Raw genomic sequence first — 16,230 nt, 5'->3', positions numbered from 1 at the left:
ACTCGCGGAAGGGACGGACATGGGCACGGTGCTCGGCACGATCGAGCGGATCTGGCGGTACCCCATCAAGTCGACCGGCGGTGAGCTGTTGGACGAGGCCGCCGTGGATACCCGGGGCCTCGTCGGCGACCGGCTCTACGCGGTGCGGGACGCCGAGGGCAAGTTCGGCTCGGGCAAGAACACGCGCCGGTTCCGGCGCATGCCGGGACTGTTGCAACTGCAGTCCCGATACCCCGGGGGAGCGGCCACGGAGGCCCCCGAGCTGCTGACGCCGGACGGCGAGCCGGTAGCGGACCCGACCTCCTATGTGCGGCACTACCTGGGCCGGAACGACGTCGAAGTGGCCCGCGAGGGCGCGGTCTCGCACTTCGACCAGCTCCCCCTCAGCGTCTTGACCACCGCCACCGTCGACTGGGTCCGCGCGGCCGTTCCCGGCGTGCCGGTCGACGAGCGCCGGTTCCGGCCGAACCTGCTGGTAAGGACACCGCCGGGCACGCCTCCGTTCGTGGAGGACGAGTGGTTCGGCAGCACCGCCCGGATCGGCGGCGCCCTGTGCCTCCGGTTCGAGCGCTCCAGCGAACGATGCGTGATGACCAACGAGGCCCAGCAGGACCTGCCGCACTCCGCGCTGGTCCTGCGAGTCATTGCCCAGGCACACGACATGCGGCTGGACGCCCTGGCCACGGTCGCACGGCCGGGACGTGTACGACTCGGGGACACCGTCGAACTGACCTGAAGCACCCTCCCCGGCACGCGCCGCTGGGCCCGCTGCGCGTGGTGCGCGTGGTGCGCGGCGGGCCCAGCCTCATGCCGGTCGCCGGATGCCGGGCGTTCCCGGCAGACAGCGGATCCATCAGACATCGGATCCGTCAGACAGCGGATCCATCAAGCCGCGGATCCGTCAGGCCGCGGATCCGTCAGGCCGCCGATGTGTCACGCAGCAGACGCCGTGTCATGGGTTGACGAGCCGGCCGCAAGGCTCCACCGGCAGCTCGGTGACGGGCACAACTGATGGTGGTGGAGTACGGAGACCACGGCGGCCTGCAGCCGGGAGCTCTTGCCTATCTTGATCAGGATGCGCGAGATATGTGCCTTGACCGTCCGCTCGGAGATCTTCAGCCGGCGGGACAGTTGGCCGTTGGTCGGCCCGCCGCCCAGGAGCAGGAGCACCTGCTTCTCCCGCTCGGTCAACCGGCTGAGATCCACCGGGCCTTCGAGCGGGCCGTCGTCAGACCCCTGGTACGGACAGGGCATACCGTCCCGTGCACGCAAGGACGTCTTCATTGTTTTCCCCCTGGTCCGGGCCCGGCAAGGTGGAACACCGCCAGGTCGGGCCCTGATTGCGCGTCAGTGGTCCGGCACGGTCCCCCGGTCCGGGTTCCGGCCCCAACCCACTGCCACTGCCACTGCCGAACGCCTGAGTGCCGTGACACCCAGGCCCTCCTCGGTAGGAGCACCTCCTCCCTCCCGCATGGCGCCGGAAGCAGGATCCCGAACGGTGCATCGGCTCCCCGGCGTCCCCGCGCCGGCCTGCCCCGTACCCATTCGCCTTCCCCAGCCCCCGTCGACACCACCGTCACATCCGCCGAAGCGACCCGCATGAGTACCCGTACTTACTTCACAAACCCCTTCACGACCTCAGCACACACCAGTTGACCTGCGATGACGAATGGTTTGGCGGGGCATTATTCGCCGACGGCGCAGGAAGGTGACGCATACTCAGAAACTGCCGGACATCAGCGGAAGAATCGACGGAAACCCGAGGAGCGCCGCCCCCGCTACCGCGCAGGGTGCGGCGCTCGGCTTCCGTGTGAACCGTCCGCGTCATACCGGCAATTCTCACCGCGACCACTGACAATCACCGCCCTCGGGAAACCGCGGCGGCAGCGTGCCGGCCGACTCCGCCGGCGGAGCCCAACGGCCCGCCCGGCTGGGCCCAACGGCCGGTGCCGAGCGCCTACGAGCCGAGGATCGTGGTCAAGAACTCCCCGACCCACGACAGCAGTTCGCGGCCGACCAGCGGCTTGCCGCCGATCTTTCCGGTGGTCGGGCGCGGTACCAGGATCTGGCGGGTGGCCGGCTTGAGGACCGTACGGGGGTACAGCCGCTTGAGCCGCAGCTCCTGCGACTCGCGCAACTCCACCGGGCCGAAGCGGACGTTGGAGCCCTGCAGGGTGATGTCCGAGACGCCGCAGGAGCGGGCCAGCATGCGCAGCCCGGCGACCAGCAGCAGATTCTCGACGGGCTCGGGCAGCTTGCCGTACCGGTCGACCAGCTCCTCGCGGACGGCCGCGACGTCCTCCTCCGAGGAGGCGGAGGCGATGGCCCGGTACGCCTGGAGGCGCAGCCGCTCGCCGGGGGCGTAGTCGTGCGGGACGTGGGCGTCCACGGGGAGCTCGATCTTGACTTCGAGCGGGGGCTCCTCCTCCACGCCGCCTTCCAGGGAGGCGCGGTAGTCGGCGACCGCCTCGCCCACCATCCGTACATAGAGATCGAAGCCGACGCCGGCGATATGGCCGGACTGCTCGCCGCCGAGGAGGTTGCCCGCGCCGCGGATCTCCAGGTCCTTCATGGCGACGTACATGCCCGCGCCCATCTCGGTGTGCTGGGCGATGGTCGCCAGCCGCTCGTGGGCGGTCTCGGTCAGCGGCTTCTCGGGCGGGTAGAGGAAGTAGGAGTAGCCGCGCTCGCGGCCGCGGCCCACCCGCCCGCGCAGCTGGTGGAGCTGGGAGAGACCGAAGTTGTCGCCGCGCTCGACGATCAGGGTGTTGGCGTTGGAGATGTCGATGCCGGATTCGACGATGGTGGTGGAGACCAGGACGTCGAACTTCTTCTCCCAGAAGTCGACGACGACCTGCTCCAGCTGCGACTCGCCCATCTGGCCGTGGGCGGTCCGGATACGTGCCTCGGGCACGATCTCGCGGAGCCGGGCGGCGGCGCGGTCGATGGACTCGACGCGGTTGTGGATGTAGAAGACCTGGCCCTCGCGCAGGAGTTCACGGCGGATGGCGGCGCCGATCTGCTTCTGCTCGTACGGTCCGACGAAGGTGAGGACCGGGTGCCGCTCCTCGGGCGGGGTGGTGATCGTGGACATCTCGCGGATACCCGTCACCGCCATCTCCAGGGTGCGGGGGATGGGCGTGGCGGACATGGTGAGGACGTCGACGTTGGCGCGGAGCTTCTTCAGCTGCTCCTTGTGCTCGACGCCGAACCGCTGCTCCTCGTCGACGATGACCAGGCCCAGGTCCTTGAACTTGGTCTCGGAGGAGAACAGGCGGTGGGTGCCGATGACGAGGTCGACGGTGCCGTCGCGCAGCCCTTCGAGGACGGCCTTGGCCTCGCCGTCGGTCTGGAAGCGGGACAGCGCCCGGACGTTGACCGGGAACTGGCCGTAGCGCTCGTTGAAGGTGCCCAGGTGCTGCTGCACGAGGAGGGTGGTCGGGACCAGGACCGCCACCTGCTTGCCGTCCTGGACCGCCTTGAAGGCGGCGCGGACCGCGATCTCGGTCTTGCCGTAGCCGACGTCGCCGCAGATCAGGCGGTCCATGGGGACCGACTTCTCCATGTCCTCCTTGACCTCGGCGATGGTGGTGAGCTGGTCGGGCGTCTCCGCGTACGGGAAGGCGTCCTCCAGCTCGCGCTGCCAGGGGGTGTCCGGGCCGAAGGTGTGGCCGGGCGCCGCCATCCGGGCGGAGTACAGCTTGATGAGGTCGGCGGCGATCTCCTTGACGGCCTTCTTGGCGCGCGCCTTGGTCTTGGTCCAGTCGGCGCCGCCGAGCCGGTGCAGGGTGGGGGCCTCGCCGCCCACGTACTTGGTGACCTGCTCCAGCTGGTCGGTGGGGATGTAGAGGCGGTCGCCGGGCTGGCCGCGCTTGGCGGGCGCGTACTCGACGAGGAGGTATTCGCGGGTGGCGCCCTGGACCGTGCGCTGCACCATCTCGATGTAGCGGCCCACACCGTGCTGCTCGTGCACGATGAAGTCGCCGGCCTGCAGGGTCAGCGGGTCGATGGTCTTGCGGCGGCGGGCCGGCATCCGCGCCGCGTCCTTGCCGGCCGCCTTCTGGCCGGAGAGGTCGGTCTCGGTGAGGACGGCGAGCCGGAGCGCCGGGTCGATGAAGCCGTTGTCGAGGGAGCTGCAGGAGACATGGACGACGGACGGGGAGATCTCCGTGAGGTCGGCGTCCAGGCGGGCGGGGATGCCCTCGCCGCCGAGGACCTCGACGGTGCGGGCCGCCGGGCCGTGTCCCTCGGTGAGGAACAGGGTGCGCCAGCCGTCGGCCAGCCACTGCTTGGTGTCGGCCAGCGCCCGCTGGGTGTCACCGCGGTAGGTGTCGGGGGCGTGCATGCCCAGCTTGAGGGTGTCGCCGTCCGTCACCAGCTCCTCGTCGGCCGCGAAGGGGCTGACCGACCACCACATCATCCCCAGCTCGCGCGCCCGGTCCCGGACGTCCGCGAGGCCCCACAGGGAGGCCGCGCCCACGTCGATCGGCGCCGCTCCCCCGCCGGCGCTCGCCGCCCAGGACGCCTGCAGGAACTCCTGGCTCGTCGCCACCAGGTCGGCAGCCCGGCTACGCACCCGCTCCGGGTCGCACACCATCGTCATGCTCCCGGCGGGCAGCACGTCCAGCAGCAGCTCCATGTCGTCCACCAGGACCGGAGCCAGCGACTCCATGCCCTCGACGGCGATCCCCTCGGCGATCTTGCCGAGCAGCTCGCCCAGCTCGGGATGCTGCTCGGCGAGCGCCGCGGCCCGCTCCCGGACGTCGTCGGTCAGCAGCAGCTCACGGCACGGCGGCGCCCACAGGCCGTGCTCGGCGACCTCCAGGGACCGCTGGTCGGCGACCTTGAAGTAGCGGATCTCCTCGATGTCGTCGCCCCAGAACTCCACCCGCAGCGGATGCTCCTCGGTCGGCGGGAAGACGTCCAGGATCCCGCCGCGGACGGCGAACTCGCCGCGCTTCTCGACCAGCTCGACGCGCGCGTACGCGGCCGCCGCCAGGCCGTCGACGATCTCTTCGAGGTCGGCGCTCCGGCCGGTGCGCAGACTGACGGGCTCCAGGTCGCCCAGGCCCTTGACCTGCGGCTGGAGCACGGAGCGGATGGGGGCGACGACGATGGAGACGGGGCCTGCCGTCGGGTCGTCCTGGCGCGGGTGGGCGAGCCGGCGCAGCACCGCGAGGCGCCGGCCGACGGTGTCCGAGCGCGGCGAGAGCCGCTCGTGCGGCAGTGTCTCCCAGGACGGGAACTCCACGACGGAGTTGTCCTCGCCGGCCGGCATGAGGCTGCGCAGGGCGGCGGCGAGATCCTCCGCCTCCCGGCCGGTGGCGGTCACCGCGAGCACCGGGCGGCCGGACTCCCGGGCCAGCGCGGCGACCGCGAGCGGGCGGGCGGCGGGCGGTCCCACCAGATCCACATGCGGCCGGTTCCCGTCGGCCGCGGCCTGCAGCGCTTCGGCGAGCGCCGGGTCCCGTACGACGGCGTCGAGCAGACCAGTCAGGCTCATCAGAAGGTTCCGTCCCAGCGAGGCGAACAACACAGCAGCCCGACACGTCTCACGGGCCGGGGTTGCCAAGCGTACGCCCGCCCGTCACCCGGGCGGGCCGCAAGCCCGGGACGGCCCCGGCGCGCCGGACAGCGCGCGCCGGGGTCGCGCTCCCGGCCGCGGCGCGCGCCGTCAGCCGTGAGCGGCGGAGGTCAGCCGGCGACCCTGACCGCGGCGTAGTACTTGTTCGCGGTCTTGAGGCATGCGGCCTTCATTTTCTTCCGCATCGCCGGGGTGAGCGGGTCGGCCCAGGGCTTGTACTGGCAGGCCTGGCGCATGTCCTGCAGGAATACCTCATCGATACGCTTCTTGTGATCCCTGCGCCATGCGGTCTTCCCCACAATGGTTTTGTAGTTGCGGTAACCGAAGTCGTGGCGGTAGCAGGAGTAGGTGAAGTCGTAGCCGCCCGGCAGCTTCTCCGGCGAGCTGTTGCAGCCGTTGGTGGTCCAGTTGAACCGGAAGTAGTTCGAGCCCGAGCGGTACAGCCCGAGGTACTTGTACCAGTCCTGCCGGGACGCCTGGCCCTTGCTGGTCAGCGACTTGAGCTTCCGCAGCCGGTACGCCCCGCCGACCGCGGGACCGGTCACGTCCGCCGCGGAGGCCCGCTGCGCCACGAGGGACGGTCCGGCCTTGACCGCCGCCTCCGCCGGCGCCGCGGCGAGCGCGGGTGCCGCCGTCCCCAGAGCGAGGACACCGGCCAGTACGACACCTCCGAAAGAGGTCCGTATCTTGTTCACTTGTTTCCCTTCCCCGATTTCATGCTGCATGGGAAGCCGAGTCCGAAATCGGCTTCGGGAGGGAAAATAGCGCGGCCGTGCGGTGCTTCAGCGGGAATTAAAGGAAATGCCTGCGCATATCCTCAAAGGAACCTCAGATTCCGCAAGGACGGACATGGTGAATTAATAGCCAACTCGATCACTATGTCCGGATGCGCCCGGTGCGCAAAGCGGGTTCAATGCACATGAATCCCCGCCGTGCGTGCACCACTGTGACCTGAGACACCCCTCGCGTCACGGACGCCCACTCGACGCGTCCCCGAGCCCGCTGAGTCGCGTCGGCCCGGAAGTGCGGTTCCGCACTCCGCCCCCCGCATGGAAGGGTGCAGCGTACAAGGACCTGCGGAGGGGGAACGGTGAGCCACAGCGCGCGACCTGCCGGCCACAGCGAACGTGATGCCGTGCGGACGGCGGGCCCGGCGGCCGCGGACCCGCGGCGCCGCCCCGTCGTCGCCGCCCTCATGCTCGGTATGGCGCTGGCCGCGCTCGACTCGACGATCATCGCCACCGCCATCCCCCAGATCGTCGGCGACCTCGGCGGCTTCGCGGTCTTCTCCTGGCTCTTCTCCGGCTATCTGCTGGCCGTCACCGTCACCCTGCCCGTCTACGGCAAGCTCTCCGACACCTTCGGCCGCAAGCCCATCCTGATCACCGGCATCGGGCTCTTCCTCGCCGGCTCACTGGCCTGCGCGGGCGCCTGGAACATGGCCTCGCTGATCGCCTTCCGCGTGGTCCAGGGCCTGGGCGGCGGCGCCCTCCAGGGCACCGTCCAGACCATCGCCGCCGACCTCTACCCGATGAAGGAACGCCCCAAGATCCAGGCCAGGCTCTCCAGCGTCTGGGCCACCTCGTCGGTCGCCGGACCCGCGCTGGGCGGGCTGCTCGCCGCCTACGCCGACTGGCGGTGGATCTTCGTGGTCAATCTGCCGGTGGGGGCGGTGGCCCTCTGGCTGATCGTGCGGTACTTCTCCGAGCAGGAACGGGCCGGGGAGGGCTCCCGGGTCCACCGCCCGCGGGTCGACTGGCCGGGCGCGCTGGCGATCTTCGCCTGTGGCGGGCTGCTGCTGACCGCCCTGGTCCAGGGCGGTGTGGCCTGGGCCTGGCTCTCCGCGCCGTCGCTGCTGCTGTTCGCCGGCAGCGCGCTGTGCGCCACGCTCACCGTCGTCATCGAACGCCGTGCCGCGGAACCGATCATCCCGGGCTGGGTCTGGCGCCGCCGCACCATCTCCGCCGTCAACCTCGCCCTCGGCGCCCTGGGCCTGCTGATGGTCGCGCCGACCGTGTTCCTGCCCACCTACGCGCAGGCGGTACTGGGCCTGGGCCCGACGGCCGCCGGCTTCGTGCTCTCCGTCATGACCCTGAGCTGGCCGGTGTCGGCCGCCTTGAGCAGCCACGTCTACAACCGCCTCGGCATCCGCACGTGCGCCGTGCTCGGCATCGGCGCGGCCGGTCTGATCCTGCTCGCCTTCCCCCTGCTGCCCTACCCCGGCGCGGCCTGGCAGCCCGCCCTGATCATGCTGGCGCTCGGCGCGGCCCTCGGCCTCTTCCAACTCCCGCTGATCATCGGCGTCCAGTCCTCGGTCGGCTACGCCGAGCGCGGCACCGCCACCGCCTCCATACTCTTCTGCCGCCAGGTCGGGCAGTCCCTCGGCGCCGCGCTCTTCGGCGCCCTCGCCAACGCCACCCTCAACGACCGCCTCGCCCACGCCCCTTCGGACATCCGCCCCGGCCTGCCCGGCGACCTCGACGCGGTCTCGCACACCCTCCAGCACCCCGGCGCCCTCACCGCCCACGCCACCGACTACCTCCGCCGCGCCGTCGACACCACGGTCGACCACGTCTACCTCGGCGCCGCCGCGGCCGCCGCGCTCGCGCTGGCCGCGCTGTTGCTGCTGGCACCGCGGCACTTCCCGGTGCACACGGACGCCGGCGGTACGGGCGAGGGCGAACCGGGCAGGCCGTAGGGCCGGTCCCCGGCGTGGGCGGCCGGTGAGGTCAGGCGCCCGAACCGCCGCCCCGGCGCGGCAGTTGCGCCTCCAGGGTGTCGACGTCCTGCCCCTCGGGGCCGGAACCGGCGGCGCCGAAGCCGAGGGCAGCGTCCCGTCCGCCGCCCAGTGCCCGCCCGGTGTCCTCGTCGTGCCCCTCCGCCGCCGGTGCCTTCCCGGTGAGCACCGCCAGGCTGTTGCGGACATGGGTCATATGGACGCGTACCTCCTCGCGCTCCGCGTCGTGTTCGCGCAGGATCCGCTCCGTGGACCGCTCGATGCGTTCCACCTCCGCCCGTGCCTGGGACAGCAGTCCGGCGGCGCGGTCCTCGCCGTCCTGCTGACGGTGCCGGGCAGCCTCCTCCGCCTCCGCGTACAGCTGCCGGGCGTCGACGCGTACGGCCTTGCCGCGGGCATCCATCTCCGCGACGCACCGGTCCGTCTCCGCCTCCAGCGCCACGAGTTCCCGCCCGGCCGCGTCCCACTCCTCCGCCTGCCGCTTCTCCTGGTCGCGCAGCAACTGCACGGTGCGCCGGTGCACCTCCGCCAGCCCCTCGGCCGCCTCGCTCCGCAGCCGCTCGGCGTCTTCGGCCGCCACGGCCGCCAGCTCCGTGACCTCACCGCGCGCCGCCCGCTCCGTACGCCGGGCCCGGGTGTCCGCCTCGGCCCGCAGGGCGTAAGCCGCCCGCTCGGCCGCGTCCCGGACCTCATCCGCATGGGCGGCGGCCGCGCCACGCGTCTGCCCGGCCGCCTGCTCCGCCTCGCCCCGCAGCCGCGCCGCCTCGGACTCCGCGGTCGTCAGGATCAGCCGGGCCTCTCTGCCCAGCGACTCATACGTCTGCGGCGGCTGCTGCGCCAGATAGGCACGCAGCTCCCCGAGTTCGGCCTCCATCTCCTTGGACAGAACGGTGAGCCGTGCGGCGCGCTCCCAGCAGGAGTCGCGGTCCACCGAGAGCCCCGTGAGGCGGCGGTCCACATCCTCCGGCCGGTAGCCACGCCCTCGTACGGCCTCGAACCCGTGAGGCGAAACCGATGCACTCATCCCTCAAGCCCCTCTCCGCCGCGCACAGCAGTCGCGCGACCCGCAGCGTTCCGCTTCATTTCGCATGTTTCCGTGCGGCACTGTGCAGTTACGCGCACTTCCCGGAGATCGTGCCGAAGTCGCATCCTCGCGACACTCCGCCCAATCCCCCCACCAGGATGCGTTATTTATTGCCAGAAGTCGGAATCCGATCATCGGCGCGCAGCGCCTGGAACAACCGCCTCGCCCCGGTTTCGTCCCACTGCAGCACCGACCCGACACCGCTCACCATCACCCCTGGCCGGATCACCGGAACCGTCGTCGCCGTGCCGTCGCCCCCGGCGATCTGCTTCATCGACCAGCCCATATCCAGCACCCGCGCCATGTCCGCGCCCTCGTCGACGGTCAGCGCCGCCAGCGAGGTGTCCAGCACATGCTTCAGCCGGGAGGGATCGAGGTAGACGTCCGGGGAAGCCATCCCGTCGGCAACCGCACCGAGCAATTGCCGTTGGCGCTTCACCCGTCCGAGGTCACCGTCGGGGTCGGCATACCGCGCCCGTACGTACGCCAGCGCCTGTGTGCCGTTCATCCGCCGGCAGCCCGCCGGGAAGTCCGCCCCCGACTTCTCGTCCCGCAGCGGCTTGTCCAGACACAGCCGCACACCGTCCAGCGCGTCCACAACCTGCACGAACCCCAGGAAGTTCACCTCGGCATAGCGGTCGATCCGCAGCCCGGTCGCCTGCTCCACCGTTCGGGTGAGCAGCTGGGGGCCGCCGTCCGCATAGGCCTCGTTGATCTTCCGGCTGCCGTAGCCCGGTATCGGGACATAGCTGTCGCGCGGCAGGCTGACCAGCGAGGGGCCGTGATCGCCGTAGTGCAGCACCATGATCGTGTCGGTGTTGCGCACCTGGTTGTTGCCGACATGCAGATCCTTGCGCTGCCGCGGGGTCAGCGCGGCACGGCTGTCCGAGCCGACCAGCAGCCAGTTCGTGCCCTTGCCCACGGCCGGCCGCCCCGGGTAATCGCCCAGCGCATCCATGTGCCGCAGCTGCCGCCCCGCCGAGACATACAGCCACGCCCCGACCGCGACCACCGCGATGACCAGCACCAGCAGCGTCACCAGGAGCCAGACCAGCCATGCCCACCGGCGCCGGGGCGGGCCCGGACCGCGCAGCGACCTGGCCGTGCGCCGCCGGTGCCACCAGCGCGGCCGCCCCGCCCGGTACAGCGACGGCGACGGCGACGACTGCGACAACGGGGGTATCGGACGGCCCATATACGCATGGTCAGGGCACCCGACCCGTCCCGCAGGTCGAGCGCCCTGACCATGTCGCTACCGCGGCGCCTGCCGCCGGGGCCGGTTGCGCCCCGCCGCCGCTCCTACAGCAGCCCGTCCCACATCTGCTCCAGCAGCACCGACCACCAGGTCTCCGGCGAACCCAGCGCGGGCGGATCCAGCGCGACCAGCTGCGCCTGGAAGTCGACGGTCCAACGGCCCGCCTGCTCGGGCGTCAGCCCGTACCGCAGCCGCCACATCCGCCCCAGCATCGCCAGACAGCGCGCAAACTCCGGCAGACCGGAGTTCACGAACTGCGGCGTCGCGGGCGCACCGCCCGGACCGGCCTCCATCGGCACCGCCACGATGTGCGCGGTCCCGTACTGGACACACAGCTGACGGCCGAAGTCATTGCCCATCACCAGATACGAACCGGCGTCCGAGGCCGGCTGCACCATGCGCTCCGCCGCCAGCTCCGCCAGCGTCGGCACCGGACGGCCCGGCTGCGCCTGCGCCCAGAAGAACGGCCCGAAGTCGACCGGCAGCCCGGACCACACCAGCGTCTGCGCCACCACATCGGGCACCCCGTGCCGGGAGACCGCCCGCTGATCGAAACGGAAGATCCCCTGCGGCCCGAACGCCTGCTCCAGCTCCTGCCCGATCGCCTGCGGCGGCGCCGGGGGCACCGGCTGCACCTGCGACGGGTGCGGCAACGGCACCCGCACCGGAGCCGGCCGCGCCGGGCCGTCCGCGACCTGGTGCAACTCGCCCTGATGCTCAACGAGATGCCGTACGCCCTGCTGGCGCGAGCCATGGTCCCTGCCGTACGCGGCGGTATGGCTGATCCGCACCTGCGGCCAGTTGTCCCGGATCATCCGGGCGCAGTAGCCACCCGGCAGATCACAGCACTCCAGCTCCGTGTGCAGCTCCAGCACCTGCTGCGGGGGGATGTTCATCCCGCGCAGCTCGTGCAGCAGCTGCCACTCCGGATGCGGTGTACCGGGCGCCGAACGACGCACGATCTTCTGCTCGGAGCCGTCCGGCGCGCGATAGCTCAGTACGGCCATATAGCCCGGGCCGACGGTCGGCTGACCGCTGGGCGCCTGCGGATAGCCGTACGCGCCGCCGGGGACCTGGCCACCGGGGCCCTGCGCGGCGGGCGGACCCGGCACCGGTCCGGGCGGGGCGGGCTGACCGGGCGGGGGCGGGACGCCGGGCCCGGCCGACGGCGGCATACCCGCAGCGCCCGGCGTACCGGGGCCACCGGGACCGCCCGGCCCGCCGCCGGGCAGCGCCGCACCATCGGCGAGCATCGTCGCCGCGGCGTGCACCCCACCGCCACCGGTGCCGCCCGCGACGGGCGGCGGGGCGGAGGGCGGCGGCGGACCGTTCTGGCCGCCGGAACCCCGGCCGCCGGCGGACGCGGAGGGCCTGCCGGGCGGGCCGGGAGGCTTGGGAGCACCGGGCGGGCCGGGCGGCTTGGGTGCACCGGGCGGGCCGGGAGGACCGGGTGGCGGCGGTACACCGGGGCCGCCGGCACCGCCGCCCGGCCCGCCCGCACCCGCGAGACCGGCCTGCAGGGACGCGCCGTCGGCGAGCATCGTCGCCGCGGCATGCACCCCACCGGAGCCGGGGGAACCCGTGCCGCCGGAAGCGGAACCGGAACCCGAAGCACCGGCCCCGTCGGAACCACCCGCCGCACCCGTCCCGCCCGGCCCGTCCACCGCGCTGAGATCCAGATCCGCCGCATCCAGCTGCGAGACCAGCTGCGTCGGTACATAGCCACCCGCCGGGGCACCGGGCGCACCGGGGCCGGACGCCGCAGGCCCGCCGGGCGGGCGCACCTCGGCCTTCCCCGTATCGGCCGCGGCGGCCTGCGCCGGGTCCTGCGGTGCCCCGCCACGTCCTGCGCCGGGGGGACCGGGCACGCCCGGAGGCGGCGGCGGACCCGCGGCGGCGTTACCGGGCAGCGACGAACCGTCGGCCAGCATCGTCGCCGCGGCATGCACCCCACCGCCCGCGGGCGGGGCGGGCGGCACCCCGGGACCGGGCACGCCGGGCCCGGCCGCGCCGGGCGTACCGGCACCGGACGCACCGGTACCCGGCGGCGGCGGTACGTCGACGACCGGCGGCCCGGACGGCGGCGGCAGATCCGGCAGCCCGCCCACGGCAGGCGACGCAGCAGGCATCGGCGGCGGCACGGCAACGCCACCGGGCCCGCCGGCCGGGCGCGCCTGACCGGCCTCGGGCCCGGCCTCGTCCGGCAGCCCCAGCGCGGGTGCCACCTGGGTACGCGGCAACTGACTGCCGCCGTGCAGCAGTTCGGTCTTGGCCTCCGGCCGGGCGCGCGGCGTCGAGGGAGTGCCGTCCTCCTCGTCGAAACCGGCCAGTGGCGGCGCGAAGACCGTCGCGGGCAGCCCCACCGACCGGTCCTCGCCCCCCGTGCCGGCGGTCGTGTCCGTCCCGGCCCACGGCGTCGACGCCCCGGAAGCATCGGCACCCGGCCCCGGGGCCGCCTCCGCGCCGGACGGGGTGGCCCCACCGTCGGCGCCGTTGACGCTCACCCCGGCCCAGGCGTCCGAGGCCGACGGCGCGACAGCGGGCGCCGGCGCCGGGGAAGCCGCCGGGGCCTCACCCGCGGATCCCGTGGATCCCGCAGCCCCCGCGGCCCCCCGCCGGTCCGAAATGCCGATCGCATCCGCCGCCTCCTGCAGCCACTCCGGCGGCGTCAGCAGAAACGACGTGGCCTCCAGATCGATCCGCTGCGGCTGCGCCTCGGCCGCGCCGTACCCGCCGTCCACGGGGGCGCCGTACTCCTCCTCATAACGCCGGATCACCTCACCCACCGGCAGCCCCGGCCACAGCGTCGTCTCCCCGCTGTCCCGGGCGATCACCATCCGGGCCCGGCCGCCGTCCGTCGACGGACCGCCCTCCCGGTCCTCGGCCCAGGCCACAAAGCCCAGATCGAACTCCCGCACCCGCACCTCACGATGCAGCGGCGCCGGCACCTCACCGTTCACCCACTGCTCCGCGCGCTCCTGCGCCTGCGCGAACGTCACCACCGTGCTCAGCCCCCCACCGCAACCGCGTACGCAAAACCGCCGTCGACCATCAGGTTCGCCACGGTGTCCAGCTCCGGCGGATTGCCCGCCAGCCGCTGCAGAAAGTCATCGAAATCCGCGCCGCACGGCAACAGCAGCCGCTCCACCCGCTCCTGCACCGTCCACCCGTCCTGATCCCGCGCATCGTCGTACGGACAGAACCACACCGAACCGAGCGCCTCGCCGCGCACCTTCACCGCGACCACACCGCCCTGGACGAACGCCACGCCCAGATAGTCCTTGGAGAAGTGGTCCCGCAGACACTTGTTCACATAGACCAGATCATTGACCGCCGCGTCATCGCGCACCGTGAAGAACGGCTGGTCGACCAGCAGCCCCAGCTCCGGGTCCAGCGCCGCACCCACCGGAGCACAGCCGCCCGCGGCCTTCAGGAACGACCGGTAGGCACCCGGCAGCCGGTAGCCCAGCGCCTCCTCGGCCTGCGCCACCTGCTCCTCACCCACCGACAGCTCACGGTGCGGCAGCCCGAAATGCACCGGCCGGGTCTCCTGCAGCGGCCGGGTACCACGCTTGTCGTGCGCCACCGCAGTCGTCGCCAGCCCGCCGTGATGGCGCAACAGCGCCTTCACCTCGACCGGGATCAGCTCCATCCGCCGCGTACCGGCCACGTGATGCCAGGTCCAGCCGTGCGGCGTCGCCACCGCCGGCACATCTATCCACAGTTCGTGCCCCTGCGCGTGCAAGGCCGCATTCGCCGACACATAGTCCGTCAGCCGCAGCTCGTCGACGCCGAAACCCTCCGGCGGCTCGGCGATCTCCGCCGCGGCGCGCGCATACGGCGAGAACTCCGGGAAACCGCGCTCGTCCACCCGCACGCCGGCGGGGTACCGCGTGGCACGGACCGGGTCCGGAAAATGCACGACCTGTCCGGCATAGGCGGTATTCGGTGGGGCGGCGTCTCCCGCCGCCCGGGGGCCGGGGAGTGCCCCCAGCCCTTGCCGACTTGTCGTCATCGCGGTTGCCCCCTGGCTGAAGCTGGCTTTGGGGCACAGCCTATGCCGTACCGCAACACCCTCCCCCGCCCGCCTGCCCCCACACGTCAGCCCCGCGACACACCGGCGTCACCCACCGCCACACCACCCCCGAGCCCCCCGCGCACCACCCCGCCCACCAGCCGCGTTCCGCCCTGGCCGACGCCCCGTCAGCTCGCCGTGACATCCCCGACAGGCCGCCCGACTACCGCAACACCCAGCACATTTGGCAGGCTGACCCTCCCCCACCTACGGCGGGGGGACCCCCAGCACCACGGGGATTCGGGGAGGGAAAGCACCACCATGAGCACCACTGCACACCACCACAACTCAGCCGCCGGCGACCCCCGCATCGGCTGGAGCGGCACCGCCGACGATCATCGCGCGCCCGCCCTCCACCACCGCCGCGACGGCATCCTCCCCACCATCGGTGCCGCCCTGTCCGTACGCGGACAAACCCTCACCTGCACCGCGAGCAAGGCGGAACAGCCCCCCGCCCTGCACCCCCTGGTCCAGGACTTCCTCGACACCCTCCCCACCCCACAGCGCGAACGTTTCACCGGACGCTGCCCCGAAGCCGTCCTGCTCTCCCGCCACCTCACCGCCGTCGAGAGCAACCGCAGCAAACGCGCCTCCCGCAAAGCCCTCACCAATGGCGAAGCCCGCCGCTCCCTGAAACACTCCAAGATCACCGCATGCCATATCCGCGAGGCCGGCGACCCCGAGCACGGCAGCTACGCCCCGCCCTGTCGCTCCTGCGACGCACTCCTCGCCCACTTCGGCGTCATGCCCATCAGCGGCACCACGCCCACAGGAAGCTGACCGCCACCATGCCGCCCACCGCCCCCGGCCCCCGCAGCCCCGCCCACGACCGCGCCGACTCGACCCGCTTCCCCGCCGCCGTCGACGTCGCCCTCCAGGAAGCCGGCTGGCAACCCGGCCGCTGGGACATAAAGCAGGCGGAACACTGGGCCGACACCCTCGGCGCCCACGCCTCCCCCGCCGGCCACCGCCACACCGTCTTCCCCGCCGCCGTCGAGGCCTGGGCCGAATTCGGCGACCTGCACATCACCGGCCCCGGCCCCGGGCGTCACATCGCCCCCACTCCCTTCGCCATCAACCCCCTGCACGGGCTCCACCTCGCCCGCACCCTCGGCGACCTCGGCCGCGCACTGGAAACCGACGTGGCCCCCCTCGGCCGCGAAGAACTCACCGCCGACGGCACCACCTACAGCCAGGCCACCCTCGCCATCGACACCGAAGGCCGGGTCTACAGCCTCGACCACACCGGCGACTGGTACCTGGGGCCCGACCTCGACACCGCCCTGGGGACGTTGGTGTTGGGGGCGCGGCCGAGCCGGCTCGGCTTCGCGTCTTACGGCTGACGCCGTGGGCTTCTCTGGATTCTTTTCCCGCCTTCGGCGGGGGTGGGCCGGGGGCCGGGTGTCGCCTCCGGCGGGGGTGGTGGTTGGGCGGGGCCGGGTGTCGCCTCCGGCGGGGGTGGTGGTTGGGCGGGGGCCGCGTGTCGCCTCCGGCG

The 16,230-nt window shown here is 72.5% G+C and carries 11 protein-coding genes; 4 read left to right on the top strand and 7 right to left on the bottom strand.

What is annotated here, in order from left to right:
• Nucleotides 1-19 precede the first annotated feature (19 nt).
• Nucleotides 20-736: an MOSC domain-containing protein gene (locus tag ACWGI6_RS25170; RefSeq protein ID WP_453269607.1), complete on the top strand. Its 717-nt coding sequence runs from the start codon at nt 20-22 to the stop codon at nt 734-736.
• A 197-nt stretch (nt 737-933) separates the two neighbouring features.
• On the opposite strand, the gene ACWGI6_RS25165 is transcribed toward ACWGI6_RS25170, so the two are convergent.
• The 3 genes from ACWGI6_RS25165 to ACWGI6_RS25155 all read right to left on the bottom strand — a co-directional run bounded on the left by ACWGI6_RS25165 (nt 934) and on the right by ACWGI6_RS25155 (nt 6,279).
• Nucleotides 934-1,272 (bottom strand): helix-turn-helix domain-containing protein, encoded by a 339-nt coding sequence (locus ACWGI6_RS25165; protein WP_453269606.1) that lies wholly within the window; start codon nt 1,270-1,272, stop codon nt 934-936.
• A 685-nt stretch (nt 1,273-1,957) separates the two neighbouring features.
• Nucleotides 1,958-5,503 (bottom strand): transcription-repair coupling factor, encoded by a 3,546-nt coding sequence (gene mfd, locus ACWGI6_RS25160; protein ID WP_453269605.1) that lies wholly within the window; start codon nt 5,501-5,503, stop codon nt 1,958-1,960.
• Nucleotides 5,504-5,694: 191 nt separating this feature from the next.
• Complete coding sequence (locus tag ACWGI6_RS25155) at nt 5,695-6,279, bottom strand: phospholipase A2 (protein ID WP_453269604.1); 585 nt, start codon at nt 6,277-6,279, stop codon at nt 5,695-5,697.
• A gap of 500 nt (nt 6,280-6,779) precedes the next feature.
• Here ACWGI6_RS25155 and ACWGI6_RS25150 point away from each other — a divergent pair, with 500 nt between their 5' ends.
• Nucleotides 6,780-8,282: an MFS transporter gene (locus ACWGI6_RS25150; RefSeq protein WP_453269669.1), complete on the top strand. Its 1,503-nt coding sequence runs from the start codon at nt 6,780-6,782 to the stop codon at nt 8,280-8,282.
• Between the two features lie 31 nt (nt 8,283-8,313).
• Here ACWGI6_RS25150 and ACWGI6_RS25145 read toward each other — a convergent pair whose 3' ends face one another.
• The 4 genes from ACWGI6_RS25145 to ACWGI6_RS25130 all read right to left on the bottom strand — a co-directional run bounded on the left by ACWGI6_RS25145 (nt 8,314) and on the right by ACWGI6_RS25130 (nt 14,675).
• A complete protein-coding gene (locus ACWGI6_RS25145; protein WP_453269603.1) occupies nt 8,314-9,345 on the bottom strand; it encodes a cellulose-binding protein in 1,032 nt (343 codons plus the stop codon).
• Between the two features lie 163 nt (nt 9,346-9,508).
• A complete protein-coding gene (locus ACWGI6_RS25140) occupies nt 9,509-10,444 on the bottom strand; it encodes an LCP family protein (RefSeq protein WP_453269668.1) in 936 nt (311 codons plus the stop codon).
• A gap of 260 nt (nt 10,445-10,704) precedes the next feature.
• Entirely contained in the window at nt 10,705-13,662 is a 2,958-nt protein-coding gene (locus ACWGI6_RS25135; RefSeq protein WP_453269602.1) for an SUKH-4 family immunity protein, read from the bottom strand.
• A gap of 5 nt (nt 13,663-13,667) precedes the next feature.
• Nucleotides 13,668-14,675, bottom strand: a complete 1,008-nt coding sequence (locus tag ACWGI6_RS25130; protein WP_453269601.1) for an SMI1/KNR4 family protein — start codon at nt 14,673-14,675, stop codon at nt 13,668-13,670.
• A 321-nt stretch (nt 14,676-14,996) separates the two neighbouring features.
• Between ACWGI6_RS25130 and ACWGI6_RS25125 the strand changes: the two genes are divergently transcribed.
• Together ACWGI6_RS25125 and ACWGI6_RS25120 are read left to right on the top strand one after the other, a co-directional pair.
• Nucleotides 14,997-15,515: a YwqJ-related putative deaminase gene (locus tag ACWGI6_RS25125; RefSeq protein WP_453269600.1), complete on the top strand. Its 519-nt coding sequence runs from the start codon at nt 14,997-14,999 to the stop codon at nt 15,513-15,515.
• A gap of 8 nt (nt 15,516-15,523) precedes the next feature.
• The gene (locus ACWGI6_RS25120; protein WP_453269599.1) at nt 15,524-16,078 is read left to right on the top strand and encodes an SUKH-3 domain-containing protein; all 555 of its coding nucleotides are present in this window, start codon (nt 15,524-15,526) and stop codon (nt 16,076-16,078) included.
• Nucleotides 16,079-16,230 lie beyond the last annotated feature (152 nt).

It is taken from the genome of Streptomyces sp. NPDC054786 (genome assembly GCF_053611685.1).
Note: the sequence above shows the minus strand (reverse complement) of the source record. Positions and strands in the feature narration are given on the sequence as shown.

Excerpts from the sequence above, each read along its gene's own strand:
- ACWGI6_RS25125 (WP_453269600.1), top strand. The coding sequence starts at position 14,997 with ATGAGCACCACTGCACACCACCACAACTCAGCCGCCGGCGACCCCCGC.
- mfd (WP_453269605.1), bottom strand. The coding sequence starts at position 5,503 with ATGAGCCTGACTGGTCTGCTCGACGCCGTCGTACGGGACCCGGCGCTC.
- ACWGI6_RS25145 (WP_453269603.1), bottom strand. The coding sequence starts at position 9,345 with ATGAGTGCATCGGTTTCGCCTCACGGGTTCGAGGCCGTACGAGGGCGT.
- ACWGI6_RS25130 (WP_453269601.1), bottom strand. The coding sequence starts at position 14,675 with ATGACGACAAGTCGGCAAGGGCTGGGGGCACTCCCCGGCCCCCGGGCG.
- ACWGI6_RS25120 (WP_453269599.1), top strand. The coding sequence starts at position 15,524 with ATGCCGCCCACCGCCCCCGGCCCCCGCAGCCCCGCCCACGACCGCGCC.
- ACWGI6_RS25150 (WP_453269669.1), top strand. The coding sequence starts at position 6,780 with ATGCTCGGTATGGCGCTGGCCGCGCTCGACTCGACGATCATCGCCACC.
- ACWGI6_RS25170 (WP_453269607.1), top strand. The coding sequence starts at position 20 with ATGGGCACGGTGCTCGGCACGATCGAGCGGATCTGGCGGTACCCCATC.